The sequence below is a fragment of the Corynebacterium sp. KPL4035 genome (assembly GCF_037908325.1).
Taxonomy (GTDB): domain Bacteria; phylum Actinomycetota; class Actinomycetes; order Mycobacteriales; family Mycobacteriaceae; genus Corynebacterium; species Corynebacterium kefirresidentii.
Genome location: NZ_JBBMGF010000019.1, coordinates 1 through 17018, shown reverse-complemented (window position 1 = coordinate 17018; position 17018 = coordinate 1). Strand labels below are relative to the sequence as shown.

Genomic DNA, 17018 nt, shown 5'->3' with positions numbered 1-17018 from the left:
GGGTGAGAGGGTGGGGAGGGGGCTGCCAGGAGGGGGGGCGTCGGCAAGCGGGGCGGCACCTACCGAGGTAGGCAGCGGCCGTTCGGGCGCGGGCCGGGCACAACCGGCGAGGCAGAAAGCGGCCAGGATGGCGAAAATGACAGTGCGCTGCATTGAAAATCCCCCCGAATTGAAAAGTGCAACGCCCCGAAGTTTAGCGGCTGACTGTGAATCGCGCAGTCCAACTTTTGTATAGCGCGCGAATCGCTAGAATGTCAGACATGCCTAATACTTCCCAGTCGCAACAGTGGTTTGAGCGTTCCTCCAAGGTGATTCCGGGCGGGGTGAACTCGCCGGTGCGCGCGTTCGGCTCCGTGGGTGGCCAGGCCCGCGTCATTGAGCGCGGCGCGGGTTCGCGCCTGTGGGATGCCGATGGCAATGAGTATGTTGACCTGGTCAGTTCCTATGGTCCGATGATTCACGGCAACGCGCACCCGGAGACTGTGGAGGCCGTGCAGAAGGCGGCTGCGGGCGGTTTGAGCTTCGGCTCGCCTACAGAAGGCGAAGCTTTGCTCGCGGAGGCCATCGTTTCGCGCACCGCGGCCGATAAGGTGCGCATGGTCAATTCCGGCACCGAGGCCACCATGTCCGCGGTGCGCCTGGCCCGCGGCTATACCGGCCGCGCCAAGGTATTGAAGTTTGAAGGCTGCTACCACGGCCACGTGGATGCCCTGCTGGCCTCGGCCGGTTCCGGTGTAGCGACCTTTGCGCTGCCGGATTCCCCGGGCGTGACGGGCGCGACGGCGGCCGATACCATCGTCGTTCCTTATAACGATATCGAGGCCGTGCGCGAGGCCTTCGCGCAGCACCCGGGCGAGATTGCTTGCATTATCGCGGAGGCCTCGGCCGGCAATATGGGCACCGTGGCACCAGATGAGGGCTTCAACGCCGCGCTTGCCGACGTCGCCCATGAAGACGGCGCCCTCCTCATCCTCGATGAGGTCATGACCGGTTTCCGCACCTCCTATAAGGGTTGGTACGGCGTCGACGGCGTGGCGGCGGACCTGGTGACCTTTGGCAAGGTCGTCTCCGGTGGCTTGCCGGCCGCTGCCTTTGGCGGCCGCGCCGAGGTCATGGACTACCTCGCGCCGGAAGGACCGGTCTACCAGGCGGGCACGCTTTCCGGTAACCCGGTGGCGATGGCTTCGGGCCTGAAGTCTTTGGAGCTGGCCGATGAAGCGCTCTATGAGCGCCTGCAGGCCAATGCGGACCGCCTGACCGGCATGATTTCTGAGGCGCTGTCGGCCGAGGGCGTAGCGCACCACATCCAGCGCGCGTCTTCGATGTTCTCCATCCGTTTTGCCGAGGGCGAGGGTCGCAACTTCGCCGATATGCAGGCGGCCGAGACCTTCCGCTTCACCCCGTTCTTCCACGCCCTGCTGGATAACGGCATCTACGTCGCGCCGAGCCCATTCGAGACCTGGTTTGTCTCGGATGCACTTAACGACGCCGACTTTGAACTCATCGAGGCGGCCCTCAAGCCCGCCGCCCAAGCTGCGGCCGCTGCGCGTCCCGCAAACTAAGGAGAGACATGACACGCACCATCGTTCACCTCGTACGCCACGGCGAGGTCCACAACCCAGAGAAGATCCTCTACGGGCGCATCTCGGGCTATCACCTATCCTCGCGCGGGCATTCCATGGCGGCGCGAACCGCGGAGTCCTTTCGCGACCATGATGTGACCTACCTGGCAGCCTCGCCACTGCAGCGCGCCCAAGAGACAGCGCGGCCGATTGCGGAGGTAACGGGACTGGACGTGGAAGTCGATAAGACGCTCATTGAATCCGGCAATCGCTTCGAGGGCCTGCGCACCAAGGGTCTGCGCTCCGCACTGTGGAATCCACGCCGTTGGCCGCTGCTGGTCAATCCGCTGGAGCCATCGTGGGGCGAGCCTTATGAGCAGATTGCCGAGCGCATGCTGGGCTCCATCGAGCGCGCCCGTACCGCCGCCGCCGGCCACGAGGCGATTTTGGTCAGCCACCAGCTGCCCATCGTGATGGTGCAGCGCACCGTGCTCGGCCAGCGCTTGCCGTACGCGCCGTGGAACCGCGAATGCGACTTGGCCTCGGTAACCTCCCTGCTTTTTGAAGACAACCAGGTCACCGATATTTTCTACTCTTCGCCGGCGCAGGAGATTTAATGGCACTACGACGCAAACGCGCAGTTGGCGCGGTGCTGGCGGCAGCAGCCGTGACCCTTGCTGGGTGCGCGCAGGATTCCGATAACGCCCAAAATGCGGTTGCTACCGGCGGTAACTTCGAATTCATCACCCCCGGCGGCGAGAAGGTCATCAATTACGAGGAATCCGAGCGCAAGCCGCTGCGCACGTTCTCCGGCGAGGATGTGCGCGATACGGATAAGACCATCTCCTTGGAAGACTATGACGGCGAAATCGTCGTGCTTAACTCCTGGGGCCAGTGGTGCGCGCCCTGCCGTTCCGAGGCCGATGACCTCCAAGAGGTCCACTCCGAGCTGCAAAAGCGCAAGATTGGCACCGTCCTGGGCATTAATGTGCGCGACTATAACCCGCAGGTGTCTAATGACTTCCTCGAAGACAATGGGCTGAAGTATCCCTCCATCTATGATCCGCCGTTTAAGACGGCTGCGGCCCTAGGCGGCGTGCCGACTTCCGTGGTGCCCACCACCATCGTCTTGGATAAACAGCACCGCCCGGCTACGGTCTTTTTGCGGTCCATCACCGCTAAAGACGTGATGGATGTAGTAGACAAGCTAGAAAAGGAATAAATGGACAACGCAGCGAGCTTCGGCAACTCCTTTGCCGAGGCCGTGACCTCCGGCCCACTTATTTTGGGTCTCCTCGCGGCCGCCGTGGCGGGGCTGGTGAGCTTCGCCAGTCCGTGTGTGATCCCGCTGGTTCCCGGCTATATTTCCTACCTGGCCGGCGTGGTGGGCGGTGAGGTTACCTTCGATGGGGAGCTGGGGGTGGGCGTCGGCAAGCGCAGGCAATGGGCTGTTGTGCTGGCCGCGGCCTTGTTCATCCTCGGCTTCACCGTGGTATTCCTCCTAGCGACGGTCTCGGTATTCGGCGCGATTTCCGCGCTAAGGCTCAACGAAGAAATGCTCATGCGGGTCGGCGGCGGCGTGACCATCCTGATGGGTGTGGTCTTCCTAGGCGCGATTCCAGCGCTGCAGAAAGACACCCGCATGGCACCGAAGCGCTGGACCACCTGGCTGGGCGCGCCGCTGCTGGGCGGGATATTCGCGCTGGGCTGGACGCCGTGCTTGGGCCCAACGCTGGCCGCCATCATTTCCGTATCGGCCGGCACCGAGGGCATGACGGCCGCGCGTGGCGTGCTGCTCATCATCTTTTATTGCCTGGGCCTGGGCCTACCGTTCCTTCTGGTGGCGCTGGGCTCCGCGCGGGCGATGCGCACGATTTCGTGGGCCCGCAAACACTCGCATACCATCCAAATAATCGGCGGCGTGGCCATGATCCTCGTCGGCCTGGCCCTGGTAACCGGCCTATGGGGCGAATTTATTAGCCTCATCCGCCAGTGGACCGGCAACTACGGCGCAACCCTTATTTAGGAGAGACGTGAAATATTTCCGCAAAGCCTGGCATTGGCTGACCAGTATGCGCACCGCGCTAGCGCTGCTTTTCTTGCTGGCGCTGGCCGCGATTCCCGGTTCTTTGCTGCCGCAGCGCGATCTCAACGAGCAGAACGTGCAGGACTTTATTGAGTCCAATGGCAACGTGGCGAAGATCTACGACAAGCTGCAGCTTTTCGACGTCTTTTCCTCCGTCTGGTTCCAAGCCATCTTCGTCCTTCTCGCTATTTCCCTGGTTGGCTGCATCCTGCCGCGCTCCTGGGATCACTACAAAGCATGGAAGACCCCGCCGACGCGCGCGCCGAAGTACCTCCACAAGCTGCCGCTGGCGGCCGAGGGGCACTCGGAAAAGAGCGACGAGGAACTATCCGCGGAAATTAAGAAGCGCCTGAAGAGGTGGCGCGTGGCCGAGTATTCCCCGGAGAAGGACCGTGCCGGCGTGCATACCTTTTCCGCGGAGCGCGGCTACGGCCGCGAGCTAGCCAACCTCATTTTCCACGTGGCGCTGGTAGCCATCTTGGTCACGGTTGCCGCCGGCAAGCTGGTCAACTACGAAGGCCAGGTCATCGTGGTCACTGAGTCTGGCTCGCAGGGCGGCGACCAGACCCTGGATCAGTCTACGGAGTTCTGCAATACCTCTACGTCTAACTTTGACTCCTTCCGCGCCGGCCCGCTTTTCGACGGCACCGGGCTCCACCCTTTCTGCCTCGTCGCCCATGACTTCGCGGCCGAGTACCTGCCGAACGGCCAGGCCGAGATGTTTACCTCCAACGTCTCCTACGCGGAGGGCGATGACATCTACAAGGATGACTCCGAGTGGAAGGATTATGAGCTCAAGGTCAACCATCCGCTGCGCCTGGCGCATAACCGCGTTTATTTGCAGGGCCATGGCTACGCGCCGACGGTCACCGTGGAATGGCCCAATGGGGAAAAGCGCACCCAGACTATTCAGTTCCAGCCGAATGATACGACCTTCTTCTTGTCCTCCGGCGCGATGCGCTTTGACCCGCCGGCCGGCATGTACCCGGACCTCTATGAGCGTCGTCAGAATCAGATCGCCATTCAGGGTCTGTTCGCGCCTACGGCCGAGTGGGCCGGTGAGAACGGCAAGCTGCTGCAGTCCTCCTACCCAGGTTTGCAGGATCCGGCCATGGCCATCGATATCTACCGTGGTGATGCCGGCTTGGATACCGGCACCCCGCAGTCTTTCTTCTCGTTGGATCCGAACCTGGTGCACTCCGGCCAGCTGCGAAAGATTGACCGCGTGAACCTCAACCAGGGTGAGGATGTCACTCTGGACGATGGCACCAAGATCACTTTCAACGGCGCCAGCGAGTTTGCCAATTACCAGGTCTCTTATGACCCCTTCCAGAAGTGGGTGCTGGTCTCCGCGCTGGTAATGCTCATTTCCTTGGTGGGTTCGCTGGTGATTAAGCGCCGCCGCGTCTATATCCGCCTGCGGCCGAACGCGGCCGGCGGCACCGATGTGGAAATGGGCGGTCTCGCCCGCACCGACCGCGCCGGTTGGTCCGAGGAATTCCACGAGTTGCACCGCGCGCTGCTGGAGCTGCCGGACCCAGATGAGGTCGAAGAAGACGAGCTTTATACCGATGATTAGTACGTCAGCCTAGTCCAACAAAAGTTGGACTAGGCCGTTTCGCTGAGTAAGGTAATCAGCACTATCCCGCACGTGTATTGGCTAGGAGCGTTCATGCAGATCGATCAGAATCTGTCTAATTTTTCGGATATCGCGGTGCAGACCGCCTTTGTGGTGTACTGCGTCGCGCTCTTTATGTCGCTGTTCTACTACGGCCGCATGCAGGGAATTATTGAGGGCCGCCGTGCCGTGAAGTCCCAGGCCGCGAAGGTCTTGGTGGGGGCGGGCGCTGGGGGCGTCGATAAGCAGAGCTATGCGGGCGAGGTGGCCCAGTCCTCTTCCGGTATCACGGAAGGTGAGCTGAAGGAGAAGGAGCGCAAGGCTGATAAACTCGGCGGCATGACCAGCTCGCTGATGTGGGTGGGCATTGCGCTGCATGCCGCAGCGATTGTGCTGCGTGGCCTGGCTACCGGCCGCTTCCCCTTTGGCAATCTTTACGAGTACGTGCTGATGGTGAGCTTTGGCGTGCTGCTGGTGGGCAATATTGCCATGCAGCGTAAGGAGTGGCGCACCGTGTGGCCATGGCTGCTCACCCCGGTATTGGCGCTGATGTTTTATGGCTCCACCAAGCTCTATGCCGAGTCTGCCCCAGTGGTGCCGGCACTGCAGTCGCACTGGCTGCCCATCCACGTCACCGTGGTGTCCTTGGGCGCGTCCATTGGTATTATTTCCGGCATTGTCTCGCTGCTGACCCTATTCCGTATGGCACAGCCGAAGCATGCCGAGCATGGCTTTTTCGGTGCTGTAGCCCGCCCATTGCCTTCTGCCGCGAAGATTGACCAGCTGGCCTACCGTCTGGCCGTAATCACCCTGCCAACCTTGGGCTTGGGCATTATCCTGGGTGCCATCTGGGCCGAGTCCGCTTGGGGCCGCTTCTGGGGCTGGGACCCGAAGGAAACCGTCTCCTTCGCTACCTGGATCCTTTATGCCGCTTACCTGCACGCGCGTGCAACGCCGGCGTTCCGTAAGGCTGCGCCGTGGATCAATGTCATGGCGATGGCGCTGATGGTCTTCAACCTCTTCTTTATCAACATGGTTGTCTCCGGCCTGCACTCCTATGCGGGGCTGAATTAAATGGCGGAGCATACGAGCCCGCGCCATAAGCCGGGCAAGCCGGCTGGTGATAATGCGGTGATTTTAGGCCTGGGCGCGCAATTTGCCGAGCGCCGCCGCGAGTTGGGCATTTTGCAGCAGCAGCTTGCCGACGCCGCCGGTATCTCCCGCTCCACCCTCCACACCATTGAGCATGGGGGAGCGGGCGTGCGGTGGGAAAAGATTACCGCCGTGGCCGAGGCCCTCGGCTTGGAGATGCGCTTCGTGCCGAAGGAATCCTAATCCTTCTCGCCGTCGGTGCCGCGATTGCGGCGCTGGCGGCGTTTTTCTTCCTCTGCCTCCTGTGCGCGGCGTTGCTTGAAGCGCTCCTTTTCCAAGTTCCAGAGGAATTCTTCATCATCGTCGGGTCCCTTGATGGCGCGGGGTTGTTCCACCTCGCGCTTTTTCCATGTGGAGGGCCCGAAGGCCTTCCACACCAAGTAGGCGGCGAGGACAAAGAGTAAAAGGAGGATGATTCGGCCCATGCGTGGAATTCTACCTGCACCGCGTACAATCAACCCCCATGACGCATAACCCTGAGCCACCCAAGCCGGACCCAGAACTGCGACGCCGTTCCCGTGCGGCGCTGTGGAAGTATGGGCTCGCCCGCGTAGTGCTTTTTATCGCTTTGACCGTGGTGATCGAGCTTTTGTCCATCGCCATCCGCTTTCCCATCCCGGTGCTCGTCTCGGCGCTGTTGGCGCTCTTCGTGGCGCTGCCGCTATCGATGCTCATCTTTAAAAAGTGGCGCATCGAGGCCACCCAAACGCTGGCCGAGTACTCCGCCCAGCGCAAGGCCCACAAACGCTGGGTACAGGCGGAGCTAGAAGGGCGCGCCGCGCAGGACTAGACGAGGATGAGTGCGGCGGCCTCGATAATCGCCCACAGGAGCATCGCGCGGCCGGTCAGGCCGAGCACGGGGATAAGCTTTGGTCCTTGAGCGCCGCGATTGACGGTGCGAATGGCGCGCAGCGCGAAGGGAAAGTAGACCAAGCCGGCGAGTGCGAGCCAGCTGCTGAAGGCAATGCCAATGGTCAGCAGGAATGGCAGTAGGAGTAGCACCGTAAAGAGCAGGCGCGCCTTCTCGTTGCCGAGGCGTACGGCGAGCGTAATCTTGCCGGTTTCGGCGTCGGAGGGAATATCGCGGATATTATTGACTAGGTTCACCCCGGAGCTCATCGCGCCGATGCCCACGGCCAGCGCGAGGCCCGACCACGACAGGCGGCCGGCCTGGGTGAATTCGGTGCCGAGCACAGCGACGAGCCCGAAGAAGATAAAGACGGCGACCTCGCCGAGCCCGCGATAGCCATACGGGTTCTTGCCACCGGTATAAAACCACGCGCCGGTGATGCATAGCGCGCCGACGAGGATGAGCCACCAGGCGTGCGCCGCAAAAGACAGCGCGATGCCGGCGAGTCCGGCCACGGCGAAGGCGGCGAAGGCCGCGAGTTTCACCTGCTGCGGGCGGGCCAGGCCGCCGCCGGTGAGGCGCTGCGGACCGGTGCGGTCGTCGTCGGTGCCGCGGATGCCATCGGAATAGTCATTGGCGTAGTTCACGCCGATGATAAGTGCCCACGCCACGATGAGGGCGAGGAGCGCGCGGCCGAAGTGCGCGCCGTCGGCAGCCGCTGCGGCACCAGTACCAGCGATGACTGGGGCGAAGGCATTAGCCCACGTGTGCGGGCGTGCGCCTTGGAGCCAGTCTTTGGCAGTTGCGGGATAGGCAGAAAGTGACATGTCAGTTATTGTGCCACGCCACCGCGGGCATGCTGTGCACAAGGGACGCACACGGCGGATATATAAAAGCCACGGGTATGGCGGAAGCGCGTCGTACGTACCCAAGAAAGGACGGCTGTGGGCCACACCCGTGACAAAAGTTCAATGCGTTGAACTTTCTTAAAGTTATCATGTGAATCGCTCGCGGGGCAAGGCCTTTACTACGATGAATGTCATGCATTTAAGCGATCTCCCTGAACGTACCCAGGACTACCTCAAAGTCCTGTGGGACCTCTCCGAGCACTCCGGCGGCGCGCCCATCGCGCTCAAGGAGCTGGCGGGGCGATTGAACCAAAAGGTGCCCACTGCGTCGGAAGCCGTAAAGCGTCTCGTTGCCCAAGGGCTGGTGGAACATGAGCGCTACGCTGGCGTTTCGCTGACCCCAGAGGGCCAGGCACTGTCCATGGGCATGGTCCGCCGCCATCGTCTCCTCGAGACCTTCTTGGTCAAAGAGCTGGGGTACACCTGGGACGAGGTTCACGAGGATGCCGATCTCCTCGAGCATGCATGCTCCGATCGCTTCATCGATCGACTCGATCAGCACCTGGGCCATCCTCAGCGCGATCCCCACGGCGATCCCATCCCCGACGCGCAGGGCAGCATCGAGGACCTTGGCACGCTCACGCTTGACGACGTCCCCCTTCACACCCCTGTCACCATCGAGCGGGTATGCGACGGAGACACCGAGCTGTTGCGCTACCTCGACAGCCATGGCGTCGGCCTGGGCGTCGAGGTCGTAGTCGATTCCCGCGTTGCGGGCCTGCTCAACCTGCACGCAGGGGACGAGGAGTTCTCTCTTGCGGAAGTCGCGGCCGCCGACGTGACGGTGCGCGCTAACGAAGTCTAATCAGTTCTTAAAGAGCCCTGCGACACCACGACGGTCCACCTTGCCGGGGCCGGTCAGCGGCATCTCAGCAATGCGGATAATCTCGCGCGGAATCTGCCACCGAGGCAGGTCATCGAGCGCTTCGAGGATGTCGGTGCGCGAGGCCCAGCCGGTGTAAGCTGCGGCGATCATCTGGCCAAGACGTGGATCAGGGATGCCCACCACGCATACACTGTCGACGCCCGGTACCTGCAACAAGAGCTGTTCCAGTTGTTCTGGGTGCAACTTCAACCCGCCCGAGTTGATGATGCTGTCCAGACGTCCAGTGACGGTGAGTTGACCGTGGGCGTCGAGCTCCCCGGCGTCGGAAGTTGCGAACCAGCCACCGACGAAGTCGCGCGATTCCACATTGCGGTAGCCCTGCGCAATGGTCGGCCCGCCCAGGAAAATGCGGTTATCTTCCCCGATGCGCACCTCGGTGCCGGGCAGGGGAGTGCCGTTGTAGACGCAACCGCCCGCAGTCTCCGAGGAGCCATAGGTGGTTACCACGGTGATGTCGAGCTTGCGCGCAGATTCCAATAGCTGGGGATGTGGCGCTGCTCCACCTACCAGGATGGAGTTGAAACGGCGCAGTGCTTGGATGCCGTCCAGCGAATCGAGTGCCTTGTGCAGCTGCATCGGTGTGAGCGCGGTGTACATGCGGTCCTCGGTGTGGGCGAGTTCTTCTGCTGCGCGGGCGAACTCGGTGATGTTAAAGCCTTGGGACAGGTCGAGGCACAGTGGCTCCACACCCGCCACCAACGAACGCACGAGCACCTGGATGCCCGCGATGTGGTGGGCGGGCATGGCCAGTAGCCATTGGCCGGGGCCACCCAGGAAAGAATGGGTGGCATCCGCACTCGCCACCAGGTTAAGCGGGCTTAGCTGCGCACCCTTCGGTGTGCCCGTGGAACCCGAGGTGGACACCACCAAAGCAATGTCCTCAGCAATCGATTCGCCCGCGCGCATGTGGTTGCGCAGCAATTCCGTCCGCGTGCGGTCCGCTGCGGGAAGGGGTAAGAGCGTGGTCTGCCCAGCGATGGCCTTCTCGAGGTCATCCAAAATTCCTGCGGGATTGCGGGGATCGACTGGGAGTGGGGCGAGGATATGAGTCACGAATAATCAGGTTACCCGGGCATATCGCTCGTCCTGGGAGGCGGCGCGCCGGGCGTTTAGAGCAAGGCCCGCAGCCCCATGCTGAGCAAATAGAACACACCCGCCAGCACCGCGATGCAGCCGCCCGCCGACAAACTGAGTGCGGCCGCCAGCCAGAGCCCGCCGCATGCCAGCGCAATGCCCGCGATACCGGCACCGAGCATGAGCTGGGTCGGGCGCTTGATCCACGGCTGCAACGCCGCCGCCGGGGCTACCAGCAGCGCCAGGGACAAGATAGTGCCCACCGCGGGAATCACCACCACCATGGTCACGCTGATAAGCGTGAGGGTAAGCAAGTCATAGCAGCCGGGATTTCCACCTTGTGCGCGGAAGGACGTCTGGTCGAAGTAGAAGGAGACCAACGTCCGGCGAAATGCTACCAGCACGCCAAGGCTGACCACCACCAGGGCGCTGACAAACCAGACATCCTGCGCATTGACAGTGGTCAGCGAGCCCACGAGAAAGCTATCCACGTGGATAGGTAGCGGTTGGAACCAGCGCAGCAACAAGATGCCCAGGGAAAATCCCAGGGTGAGCGTCACGCCGGCGGCAGCGGTCGAAGAAATGCCCTCGACGGTACTCAACCACCGCATAAGCCAGGCCAAAGGTAGGCAGAACAGTGCCGCGCCCACCATCAAACCCGTGGAGAGATCCAAGCTCAGAAGGTTGGCCACCACTACGCCGAGCACCGCGCCGGGGAAGATTCCGTGCGACAGGCTCTCGGCGAAAAAGACGCGCTTGCCCATGACCATCAAGGTTCCAACCAAGCCAGATAAACATCCCACAGCAATGGCCTCAAGGAGGGGCATCCGCAGGATCTCTGGATCAAGATGAGACAGTCCCATTAGCTAAATACCCCCTTCAAGCCCGCTAGCGGCACGGTGACAACCAGCATCAAGCTGACGATTGCCTGCGGCGAAATCTGGTGCGCGGTTTGGGACAGCATGATGGCAAATCCCACCACCACTGCCAGCGTGGACAAGCCCGCAGCCCAGAAGCACATGCTGCGCGGGGATCCTGCGATCAAGCGCGCCGAGAGGCCTGGAATGACAATAAAACCGATAACCAGCAACACACCCACTGCCGAGCTAGCCGCCACCACGATTAGGCCAACCGCGACATTCGCAATGAGCTCATAAGCCGCCACGTTGACGCCCATGGCACGGGCCGCTGCTGTATCGAAAGCGACGAGAATCTGCATGCGCCAGGTTGTCAGGATGAGCAGTGCCGCAATCACGCAGAGCGTGACGGAGGTTGCCAGCCTGGACTGCGTGACGTCGAGAAGCCGGCCAAACATGAGCGCCTCCAGCTGCCCGGACTTGTCGCCATAGGCCAAACTGATGACCACGCCGATGCCGTACATGAAGGTCAGCACCACGGCCGTTCCGGCTTCTATATCCAGCTTCCGCGCTGACTGGCGCCGCCCAGAACCCAGAGAAGCCAGCACCAGCACCGTCACCGTGGCCACCGCGGCCGCACCCGGCACGATGCCCGGGATGCCGCCCACGATGAGCCCTACCACGATGCCTGGAAAAACCGAGTGCACGAGGGCTTCCACCGTAAACTCCATGCGGCGGAGATTAACGAGGACGCTAATGACAGCCCCCACAATCGATAGGCACAGCAGGAAGAGGAAGGCATTGCGCAGGTACGGGGCGAAGAGAATCTGCTCCATTACAGTCGCGCACCTTGCCCCATATAGGTTTCCACTGCTTCCTCGGTTCCCATGGTGTGGACCTTGCCGTCGAGCACAAACGCCGCCCAGTCGCAGGTGTGCTGCGCCAAGATGGGGTCGTGAGTGGAGACGAGCAGGGCGATTCCTGCTTCCTTGAGATCCGCAATGATCTGAATCAGGATTCGGCGGCTTTCTTGATCAAGCCCGTTGAAGGGTTCGTCGAGAAGCACCAGCTCCGGGGTCGAAACCAACGCGCGCGCGATGAGCACGCGCTGGCGCTGCCCTCCCGAGAGCTGGCCAAACCGCGTCTCGGCGAGGTGCTCCATCCCCACTTGTCGCAGGGCATTGAGTACATGGCCGCGATAGCTACGCATGCTCGTGCACCTATGCCACCAGCTCACTGATGGCAAAAGGCCCATTTCCACGACCTTGTAAGCCGTGACGGGAAAACTCAGGTCGGAGTCTTGGTACTGCGGGACGTAGCCGAGCGAGGCGTCGATGGTGGCCATGCCGCGCAAGGCAGCCAGGCCAGTGATTGCCTTGAGCAGCGTAGACTTGCCCGCGCCGTTGGCCCCCAGGAGCGCCACGGCCTCGCTCGCGCGGATCTCAAGATCAACGTCGGTGAGGATATCCCGGGCGCCATAGCCGCAGGTGGCATTGCGCAGAGTGATTAATGGGGAAGACATATAGAGCTACTTGCGCTTGGCGACGTCGAATGCCTGCAGCGATTCCGGCAACGGTTGCTGTTCGGAGTCCCAGGCGCTGACCAGGGTGTTGATGTTGTGGACGATGGATCCGATGTAGGTCTCGCCCTCACTGCCTGGCACACCTAGCGAGTCGCCGTACAAAGCGTCGTCGGATGTAACCGCCTTGACGCCTGCGGCGCGGGCGATGGCCTCGATGGACTTCGAGCTGTTGGAATTCTCCGCAAAGATGGCCTTGGCACCGGACTCGCGGATCTGCTTTGCCTGCTCGTCGATGTGGCGCGAGGTGGCGTCCTGCTGGTTGTTGAAGTCAGACAGTGCGGAGCCGATGAACTTCACGCCGTATGCGTTTGAGAAGTAGCCGAAGGCGTCGTGGGAAGAGAAGAGCATGCGGTCTTGCTCAGGAACTGCGGACATGGAATCGCTGGCCCACTTGTCGAGGTCCTCCAACTGGTCGGTGTACTTCTTGCCGGCGGCGGTGAAGGCGTCCTTGGCCTGCGGGGAGGCCTGGGACAACGTGTTGACGATGTTGTCGACCTGAATCTTGGCCTGCTTCGGGGAGGTCCACACGTGCGGGTCGTACTTGAATTCTGGGGCCTCGCCGTCCTCCCCCGGGAAAGGCCACGGGCGCGGGCTCACGTGCTCGATGCCCTCGTCGATGGTGTACTTGCCGTTGCCATCGCCCATACCTTCGCTCTTGACGCCCGAGGTCACGGCCATGACGCCGTGGAAGCCGGAGGAGTCCACGGCTTGGTCGAGGAAGTGCTCGAGGTCGACTCCGTTGACGAACATGTAGTCGGCCTGGGAGAGCGCCTGCATCTGCTGTGGGGTCATCTCGTGCTCGTGGGCGCTGGCGTTGGGGGCGAGCAAACAGGTGAGGTCGAGGGTCACTGGGCCCTCGCCGGAGTTGGTCTCCGCACCCTGGGAGTCGACCTTGTGGAGCTTGAGGCCGCCGGCGGCTACCTGGGTGAGGTAGTCGCAGATCTGGGTAGTCGTGGCCACGGCCTTGACGGTGTCGCCGTCCTTCGGCTTTGCAGCGTCGATGGATTCCTTCGAGGCGCTGCAAGCGGCGAGGCTGGCGCCGAGTGCGAGGGCGCAGGTGCCTGCGAAAATGCGCTGTAGGGGCCGGCGTGGGGTGCTGTGATTTGAGCTCATAATGAACTTCCTTTGTATTAGGAGAAGTGAACTCAACAAACACTAGCACCCTTGAACTAGATTGTTCAACGTAATGAACTTAGGTGGTCCTATCTCTTCCTTAAGCTGCCAAAATTTAAAAATGCCTCTCACTTCAATGAGTGAAGTGAGAGGCTAGGAAGCGGTGGCCTTATTTGGCTACTTTTGCCTTTTTGCTGAAGGGGAGCTGATCCAGGGAGCGTATGCCGGGGCCGGCGGCGAGCATCAGGCCCGCGACGGCGACGGTCCATTCGGAGAACTTTTGCCAGCCCTGGGCGATGAGAATTACGCCCAGGGCGACGCGTGCTGCGAGCATGACGAATGAGTTGCAGAGTTTCATGTTCGACACTTTAAGTATTAACTATGGGCATGTCCACAATTGCTTGAGATGTCTCACTCCGGTCCGAGGGCGTCCCACGCCATTTACTCCGCTACATGTATGGATTGCGCGGGGTGTCCTCCTGATCGAAGGGACGCTCCCCGCTGTCCTGCGCATCCTTGATACGCTTGAGCATCCACACTCGCGAGACGATGACGCCCGCCAGTGCAAGTGTGGCCAAGCCGATGGCGAAAATCCACATCGTGCTAACTCCTGGCTAGTAGTAATACGGGAACTGCTCCCACTGCGGGTCGCGCTTTTCGAGGAATGCTTCTTTGCCCTCGACGGCCTCGTCGGTCATGTACGCCAGGCGGGTCGCCTCGCCGGCGAAGACCTGCTGGCCCATGAGGCCGTCATCGGTCAGGTTGAAAGCGAACTTCAGCATGCGCTGGGCTGTTGGGGACTTGCCGTTGATTTCGCGGCCCATCTGGATTGCGGCGTCTTCCAAGTCGGCGTGATCGACAACCTCATTGACCGCGCCCATCTCATACATCCGCTGGGCATCATAGGTGCGACCCAAGAAGAAGATCTCGCGGGCGAATTTCTGGCCCACCATCTTAGCTAGGTAGGCCGAACCATAGCCGGCATCGAAGGAACCCACGTCCGCGTCCGTCTGCTTGAAGCGCGCCTCCTGGCGGGAGGCGACCGTCATATCGCAGACCACGTGCAGCGAGTGACCGCCGCCGGCCGCCCAACCATTGACCACGGCGATAACCACCTTGGGCATGGTGCGGATAAGGCGCTGGACCTCGAGGATATGCAAGCGACCGCCCTCCACCTTTTCGCGGGCGGTGTCCACGGTGGATTCATCCGCGGTGGCGTCATCATGGGCGTGCTCGGTGGCGTAGCGGTAGCCGGAGCGGCCGCGAATGCGCTGGTCGCCGCCGGAACAAAACGCCCAGCCGCCATCCTTTTCGGAAGGGCCATTGCCTGTGAGCAAAATCGTGCCCACATCCGGCGTGCGGCGGGCGTGATCTATTGCGCGGTAGAGCTCGTCTACGGTATGCGGGCGAAACGCATTGCGCACCTCCGGGCGGTCGAAGGCGATGCGCACGATGCCGTTCTTGCGGCCCTCACCGTTGAGCCGGTGATAGGTGATATCCGTGAGGTCCTCAAAGCCTTCTACGGAATGCCACAATTCCGGCCGAAAGGGATTATCGGTGCTGTATTTTTTCTGCTCGCTCATATCGGCCAGCTTAGTGGCAAAAGAAGAATAGTCCCCATTCCCAACCCTCACCCACACGCGCTGCCCAGCAGGCCGGTAATAATCAATACGCGATACTGCGAGGTTGTTGCCCCGCACAATACCCGTGTACGCCATACCAGCGCCGTACTCCATGCCATGGGGAGAGTCGAACTCCCCGCCCCTTTTAAAAGCGCTAAAGGGGGCCTGTGTCCCAGGATTTTCCCCTCCAGGGTGGGGGCCTGCTCGCTGCAGGCGTGTGGGCTACCATCGCGCGCTCTATGCGGCGCGCGACATGACTATCCGTTTTTCAGTTCGGTATTCCAGTTCAGCTGCTGGATGCGGGTATCCAGCTCGCGGTACTGCTTAGATAGATCGTCGACGCGCTTGCGCATATCCGCCACCGGGATGGTGGAGACAAACTTAATCTCGTTGCGGGAATAGCGATCCGAGCGCGTTCCTGCCCGCTGCGCCAAGTCATGGTAGATGCGGCGCTTGCGCAAGAGGCCGTCGCGAAGCGCGAGGGCCTCCATCAGGTTCATCTTCTCATCAAAGGCGGTGGCGATATTCGTCGCATTGATGGCCTGAACCAGCTCATCGATGCGCCCGGCCACGCCGTCGAGCTCGCGCAGCAGTTCCTGCGGATCCTCCTCCGGGGTATCGCCCTCCTGCACGCGAACCACGGTGAGCAGCCGCTCGTGCAGGCTATTGAGGCGCTCCTGCGCCTGGGCGCGTTCCGCCAATGCCTCAGCTAGCAGCATAATTCCTCCTTTATTGGTGTAGGTTCCCAAAGTAGCGCAGAGTGGGGGAGGGGTCAATGGTTACCGGGCGCTACCATGAAAGCCATGCATATCGATGACGTTCTCGACCGCGCCCACGTAGTCTCCCTCCCGCTTGCCGTGCGTTTCCGCGGTATCACCACCAGAGAGGCCCTCCTCATCGATGGCCCGGCCGGCTGGGGCGAGTTCGCGCCCTTCCTAGAGTACGGCCCGGCCGAGTCCGCCGCCTGGTTGCGCGCGGGGCTGGAGGCCGCCTACGAGGGCTTCCCGGAGCCGGTGCGCGATTCCATCGAGGTCAACGCCACCATCCCGGCCGTGCCTGCCAGCGAGGTCCCGGCCCTAGTGGAGCGCTACCCCGGCTGCCGCACCTTTAAAATCAAGGTGGCAGAAAAGGACCACACGCTTGCCGACGACGCCGCTCGCGTACGCGCCGTCCGCGACACCATCACCCAACGCGGCGAAATCCCTATCCTGCGCGTGGATGCCAATGGCGGCTGGACCGTCGATGAGGCAGTCCAGGCTGCGCAGATGATGATGCCGCTGGACTATATGGAACAGCCATGCGCTACCACTGAGGAGCTCGCCCAGGTGCGCGGCCGCCTCATGCGCGCGGGTCTCTTCGTACGCGTGGCCGCCGATGAGTCCATTCGTAAGGTCGCCGACCCTTATCGCGTCGCCGAGCTGCAGGCCGCAGACGTCGCCGTGGTTAAGCCCGCCCCGCTCGGTGGCGTGCGCCGCGTCCTCGAGGTAGCCCAGCACCTGCGCCAGCGTCACATGGACATCACGGTGGCCTCCGCGCTCGACACCTCCATCGGCATCAATATGGGCCTCGCGGCCGTTGCTGCCCTCCCGCGCATCTACGATGACGAGGACATCGACGTCACCCCGGCCGCCGCCGGCCTTGCCACCGGCTCCCTTTTTGAAGAGGATGTCACCGCCCCGCGCCCGCTTGTCGATGGCCACCTTCCCGC

Annotated in this window: 21 protein-coding genes; 10 read left to right on the top strand and 11 right to left on the bottom strand. The window is 62.0% G+C overall.

From position 1 onward, the window contains the following. Positions 1-260 precede the first annotated feature (260 nt). From hemL to WMP96_RS11440, 7 genes are all read left to right on the top strand, one after another. The gene (hemL, locus tag WMP96_RS11470) at positions 261-1562 is read left to right on the top strand and encodes a glutamate-1-semialdehyde 2,1-aminomutase (RefSeq protein ID WP_340433560.1); all 1302 of its coding nucleotides are present in this window, start codon (positions 261-263) and stop codon (positions 1560-1562) included. A gap of 8 nt (positions 1563-1570) precedes the next feature. After that, complete coding sequence (locus WMP96_RS11465; RefSeq protein ID WP_340433557.1) at positions 1571-2179, top strand: histidine phosphatase family protein; 609 nt, start codon at positions 1571-1573, stop codon at positions 2177-2179. Continuing rightward, positions 2179-2784, top strand: a complete 606-nt coding sequence (locus tag WMP96_RS11460) for a TlpA disulfide reductase family protein (RefSeq protein ID WP_023020492.1) — start codon at positions 2179-2181, stop codon at positions 2782-2784. Before WMP96_RS11465 ends, WMP96_RS11460 begins: the two co-directional genes overlap by 1 nt. Beyond that, entirely contained in the window at positions 2785-3588 is an 804-nt protein-coding gene (locus WMP96_RS11455) for a cytochrome c biogenesis CcdA family protein (RefSeq protein ID WP_023020493.1), read from the top strand. 7 nt (positions 3589-3595) lie between these two features. Further along, complete coding sequence (locus WMP96_RS11450; protein ID WP_340433554.1) at positions 3596-5227, top strand: cytochrome c biogenesis protein ResB; 1632 nt, start codon at positions 3596-3598, stop codon at positions 5225-5227. Positions 5228-5320: 93 nt separating this feature from the next. Further along, complete coding sequence (ccsB, locus tag WMP96_RS11445; RefSeq protein ID WP_023020495.1) at positions 5321-6340, top strand: c-type cytochrome biogenesis protein CcsB; 1020 nt, start codon at positions 5321-5323, stop codon at positions 6338-6340. Then, complete coding sequence (locus WMP96_RS11440; RefSeq protein ID WP_200288305.1) at positions 6341-6601, top strand: helix-turn-helix domain-containing protein; 261 nt, start codon at positions 6341-6343, stop codon at positions 6599-6601. It begins immediately after the preceding gene. Here WMP96_RS11440 and WMP96_RS11435 read toward each other — a convergent pair. Beyond that, on the bottom strand, positions 6598-6843 hold the full coding sequence (locus WMP96_RS11435) for a hypothetical protein (RefSeq protein WP_200288304.1): 246 nt from the start codon (positions 6841-6843) through the stop codon (positions 6598-6600). The genes WMP96_RS11440 and WMP96_RS11435 overlap by 4 nt on opposite strands. Positions 6844-6881: 38 nt before the next feature. Here WMP96_RS11435 and WMP96_RS11430 point away from each other — a divergent pair, with 38 nt between their 5' ends. Further along, positions 6882-7208 (top strand): DUF4229 domain-containing protein, encoded by a 327-nt coding sequence (locus WMP96_RS11430; protein ID WP_084279006.1) that lies wholly within the window; start codon positions 6882-6884, stop codon positions 7206-7208. Here the strand turns inward: WMP96_RS11430 and WMP96_RS11425 are convergent. After that, complete coding sequence (locus tag WMP96_RS11425) at positions 7205-8095, bottom strand: 1,4-dihydroxy-2-naphthoate polyprenyltransferase (RefSeq protein WP_301732256.1); 891 nt, start codon at positions 8093-8095, stop codon at positions 7205-7207. The two genes, WMP96_RS11430 and WMP96_RS11425, sit on opposite strands and share 4 nt — an antisense overlap. Before the next feature lie 214 nt (positions 8096-8309). Between WMP96_RS11425 and WMP96_RS11420 the strand changes: the two genes are divergently transcribed. Beyond that, complete coding sequence (locus WMP96_RS11420) at positions 8310-8981, top strand: metal-dependent transcriptional regulator (protein WP_034656208.1); 672 nt, start codon at positions 8310-8312, stop codon at positions 8979-8981. On the opposite strand, the gene menE is transcribed toward WMP96_RS11420, so the two are convergent. From menE to WMP96_RS11375, 9 genes are all read right to left on the bottom strand, one after another. Further along, positions 8982-10115 carry an o-succinylbenzoate--CoA ligase gene (gene menE, locus WMP96_RS11415; protein WP_005322961.1) on the bottom strand — a complete coding sequence of 378 codons (1134 nt, stop codon included), beginning with the start codon at positions 10113-10115 and terminating at the stop codon, positions 8982-8984. It abuts the gene before it with no gap. 56 nt (positions 10116-10171) lie between these two features. After that, positions 10172-10999 (bottom strand): metal ABC transporter permease, encoded by an 828-nt coding sequence (locus WMP96_RS11410; protein WP_005322960.1) that lies wholly within the window; start codon positions 10997-10999, stop codon positions 10172-10174. Next, positions 10999-11829, bottom strand: a complete 831-nt coding sequence (locus WMP96_RS11405; protein WP_049377866.1) for a metal ABC transporter permease — start codon at positions 11827-11829, stop codon at positions 10999-11001. Before WMP96_RS11405 ends, WMP96_RS11410 begins: the two co-directional genes overlap by 1 nt. Next, complete coding sequence (locus tag WMP96_RS11400; RefSeq protein ID WP_340433548.1) at positions 11829-12515, bottom strand: metal ABC transporter ATP-binding protein; 687 nt, start codon at positions 12513-12515, stop codon at positions 11829-11831. Before WMP96_RS11400 ends, WMP96_RS11405 begins: the two co-directional genes overlap by 1 nt. Positions 12516-12521: 6 nt before the next feature. After that, positions 12522-13688: a metal ABC transporter substrate-binding protein gene (locus WMP96_RS11395; RefSeq protein ID WP_340433545.1), complete on the bottom strand. Its 1167-nt coding sequence runs from the start codon at positions 13686-13688 to the stop codon at positions 12522-12524. A gap of 169 nt (positions 13689-13857) precedes the next feature. Then, on the bottom strand, positions 13858-14046 hold the full coding sequence (locus WMP96_RS11390; protein WP_005322954.1) for a hypothetical protein: 189 nt from the start codon (positions 14044-14046) through the stop codon (positions 13858-13860). Positions 14047-14137: 91 nt separating this feature from the next. After that, complete coding sequence (locus tag WMP96_RS11385; RefSeq protein ID WP_005322953.1) at positions 14138-14287, bottom strand: hypothetical protein; 150 nt, start codon at positions 14285-14287, stop codon at positions 14138-14140. 15 nt (positions 14288-14302) lie between these two features. After that, the gene (locus tag WMP96_RS11380) at positions 14303-15271 is read right to left on the bottom strand and encodes a 1,4-dihydroxy-2-naphthoyl-CoA synthase (RefSeq protein ID WP_239204715.1); all 969 of its coding nucleotides are present in this window, start codon (positions 15269-15271) and stop codon (positions 14303-14305) included. Between the two features lie 296 nt (positions 15272-15567). Beyond that, positions 15568-16029 (bottom strand): DIP1984 family protein, encoded by a 462-nt coding sequence (locus tag WMP96_RS11375; protein ID WP_259824715.1) that lies wholly within the window; start codon positions 16027-16029, stop codon positions 15568-15570. Positions 16030-16104: 75 nt separating this feature from the next. Here WMP96_RS11375 and WMP96_RS11370 point away from each other — a divergent pair. Beyond that, on the top strand, positions 16105-17018 hold a 914-nt coding region (locus WMP96_RS11370), incomplete at its 3' end, for an o-succinylbenzoate synthase (protein WP_445292951.1).

Excerpts from the sequence above, each read along its gene's own strand:
- WMP96_RS11390 (WP_005322954.1), bottom strand. The coding sequence starts at position 14,046 with ATGAAACTCTGCAACTCATTCGTCATGCTCGCAGCACGCGTCGCCCTG.
- WMP96_RS11460 (WP_023020492.1), top strand. The coding sequence starts at position 2,179 with ATGGCACTACGACGCAAACGCGCAGTTGGCGCGGTGCTGGCGGCAGCA.
- WMP96_RS11455 (WP_023020493.1), top strand. The coding sequence starts at position 2,785 with ATGGACAACGCAGCGAGCTTCGGCAACTCCTTTGCCGAGGCCGTGACC.
- WMP96_RS11465 (WP_340433557.1), top strand. The coding sequence starts at position 1,571 with ATGACACGCACCATCGTTCACCTCGTACGCCACGGCGAGGTCCACAAC.
- WMP96_RS11430 (WP_084279006.1), top strand. The coding sequence starts at position 6,882 with ATGACGCATAACCCTGAGCCACCCAAGCCGGACCCAGAACTGCGACGC.
- ccsB (WP_023020495.1), top strand. The coding sequence starts at position 5,321 with ATGCAGATCGATCAGAATCTGTCTAATTTTTCGGATATCGCGGTGCAG.
- WMP96_RS11380 (WP_239204715.1), bottom strand. The coding sequence starts at position 15,271 with ATGAGCGAGCAGAAAAAATACAGCACCGATAATCCCTTTCGGCCGGAA.
- WMP96_RS11425 (WP_301732256.1), bottom strand. The coding sequence starts at position 8,095 with ATGTCACTTTCTGCCTATCCCGCAACTGCCAAAGACTGGCTCCAAGGC.
- WMP96_RS11395 (WP_340433545.1), bottom strand. The coding sequence starts at position 13,688 with ATGAGCTCAAATCACAGCACCCCACGCCGGCCCCTACAGCGCATTTTC.
- WMP96_RS11420 (WP_034656208.1), top strand. The coding sequence starts at position 8,310 with ATGCATTTAAGCGATCTCCCTGAACGTACCCAGGACTACCTCAAAGTC.
- WMP96_RS11400 (WP_340433548.1), bottom strand. The coding sequence starts at position 12,515 with ATGTCTTCCCCATTAATCACTCTGCGCAATGCCACCTGCGGCTATGGC.
- WMP96_RS11385 (WP_005322953.1), bottom strand. The coding sequence starts at position 14,287 with ATGTGGATTTTCGCCATCGGCTTGGCCACACTTGCACTGGCGGGCGTC.
- WMP96_RS11410 (WP_005322960.1), bottom strand. The coding sequence starts at position 10,999 with ATGGGACTGTCTCATCTTGATCCAGAGATCCTGCGGATGCCCCTCCTT.
- WMP96_RS11405 (WP_049377866.1), bottom strand. The coding sequence starts at position 11,829 with ATGGAGCAGATTCTCTTCGCCCCGTACCTGCGCAATGCCTTCCTCTTC.
- hemL (WP_340433560.1), top strand. The coding sequence starts at position 261 with ATGCCTAATACTTCCCAGTCGCAACAGTGGTTTGAGCGTTCCTCCAAG.
- WMP96_RS11440 (WP_200288305.1), top strand. The coding sequence starts at position 6,341 with ATGGCGGAGCATACGAGCCCGCGCCATAAGCCGGGCAAGCCGGCTGGT.
- WMP96_RS11375 (WP_259824715.1), bottom strand. The coding sequence starts at position 16,029 with ATGCTGCTAGCTGAGGCATTGGCGGAACGCGCCCAGGCGCAGGAGCGC.
- WMP96_RS11435 (WP_200288304.1), bottom strand. The coding sequence starts at position 6,843 with ATGGGCCGAATCATCCTCCTTTTACTCTTTGTCCTCGCCGCCTACTTG.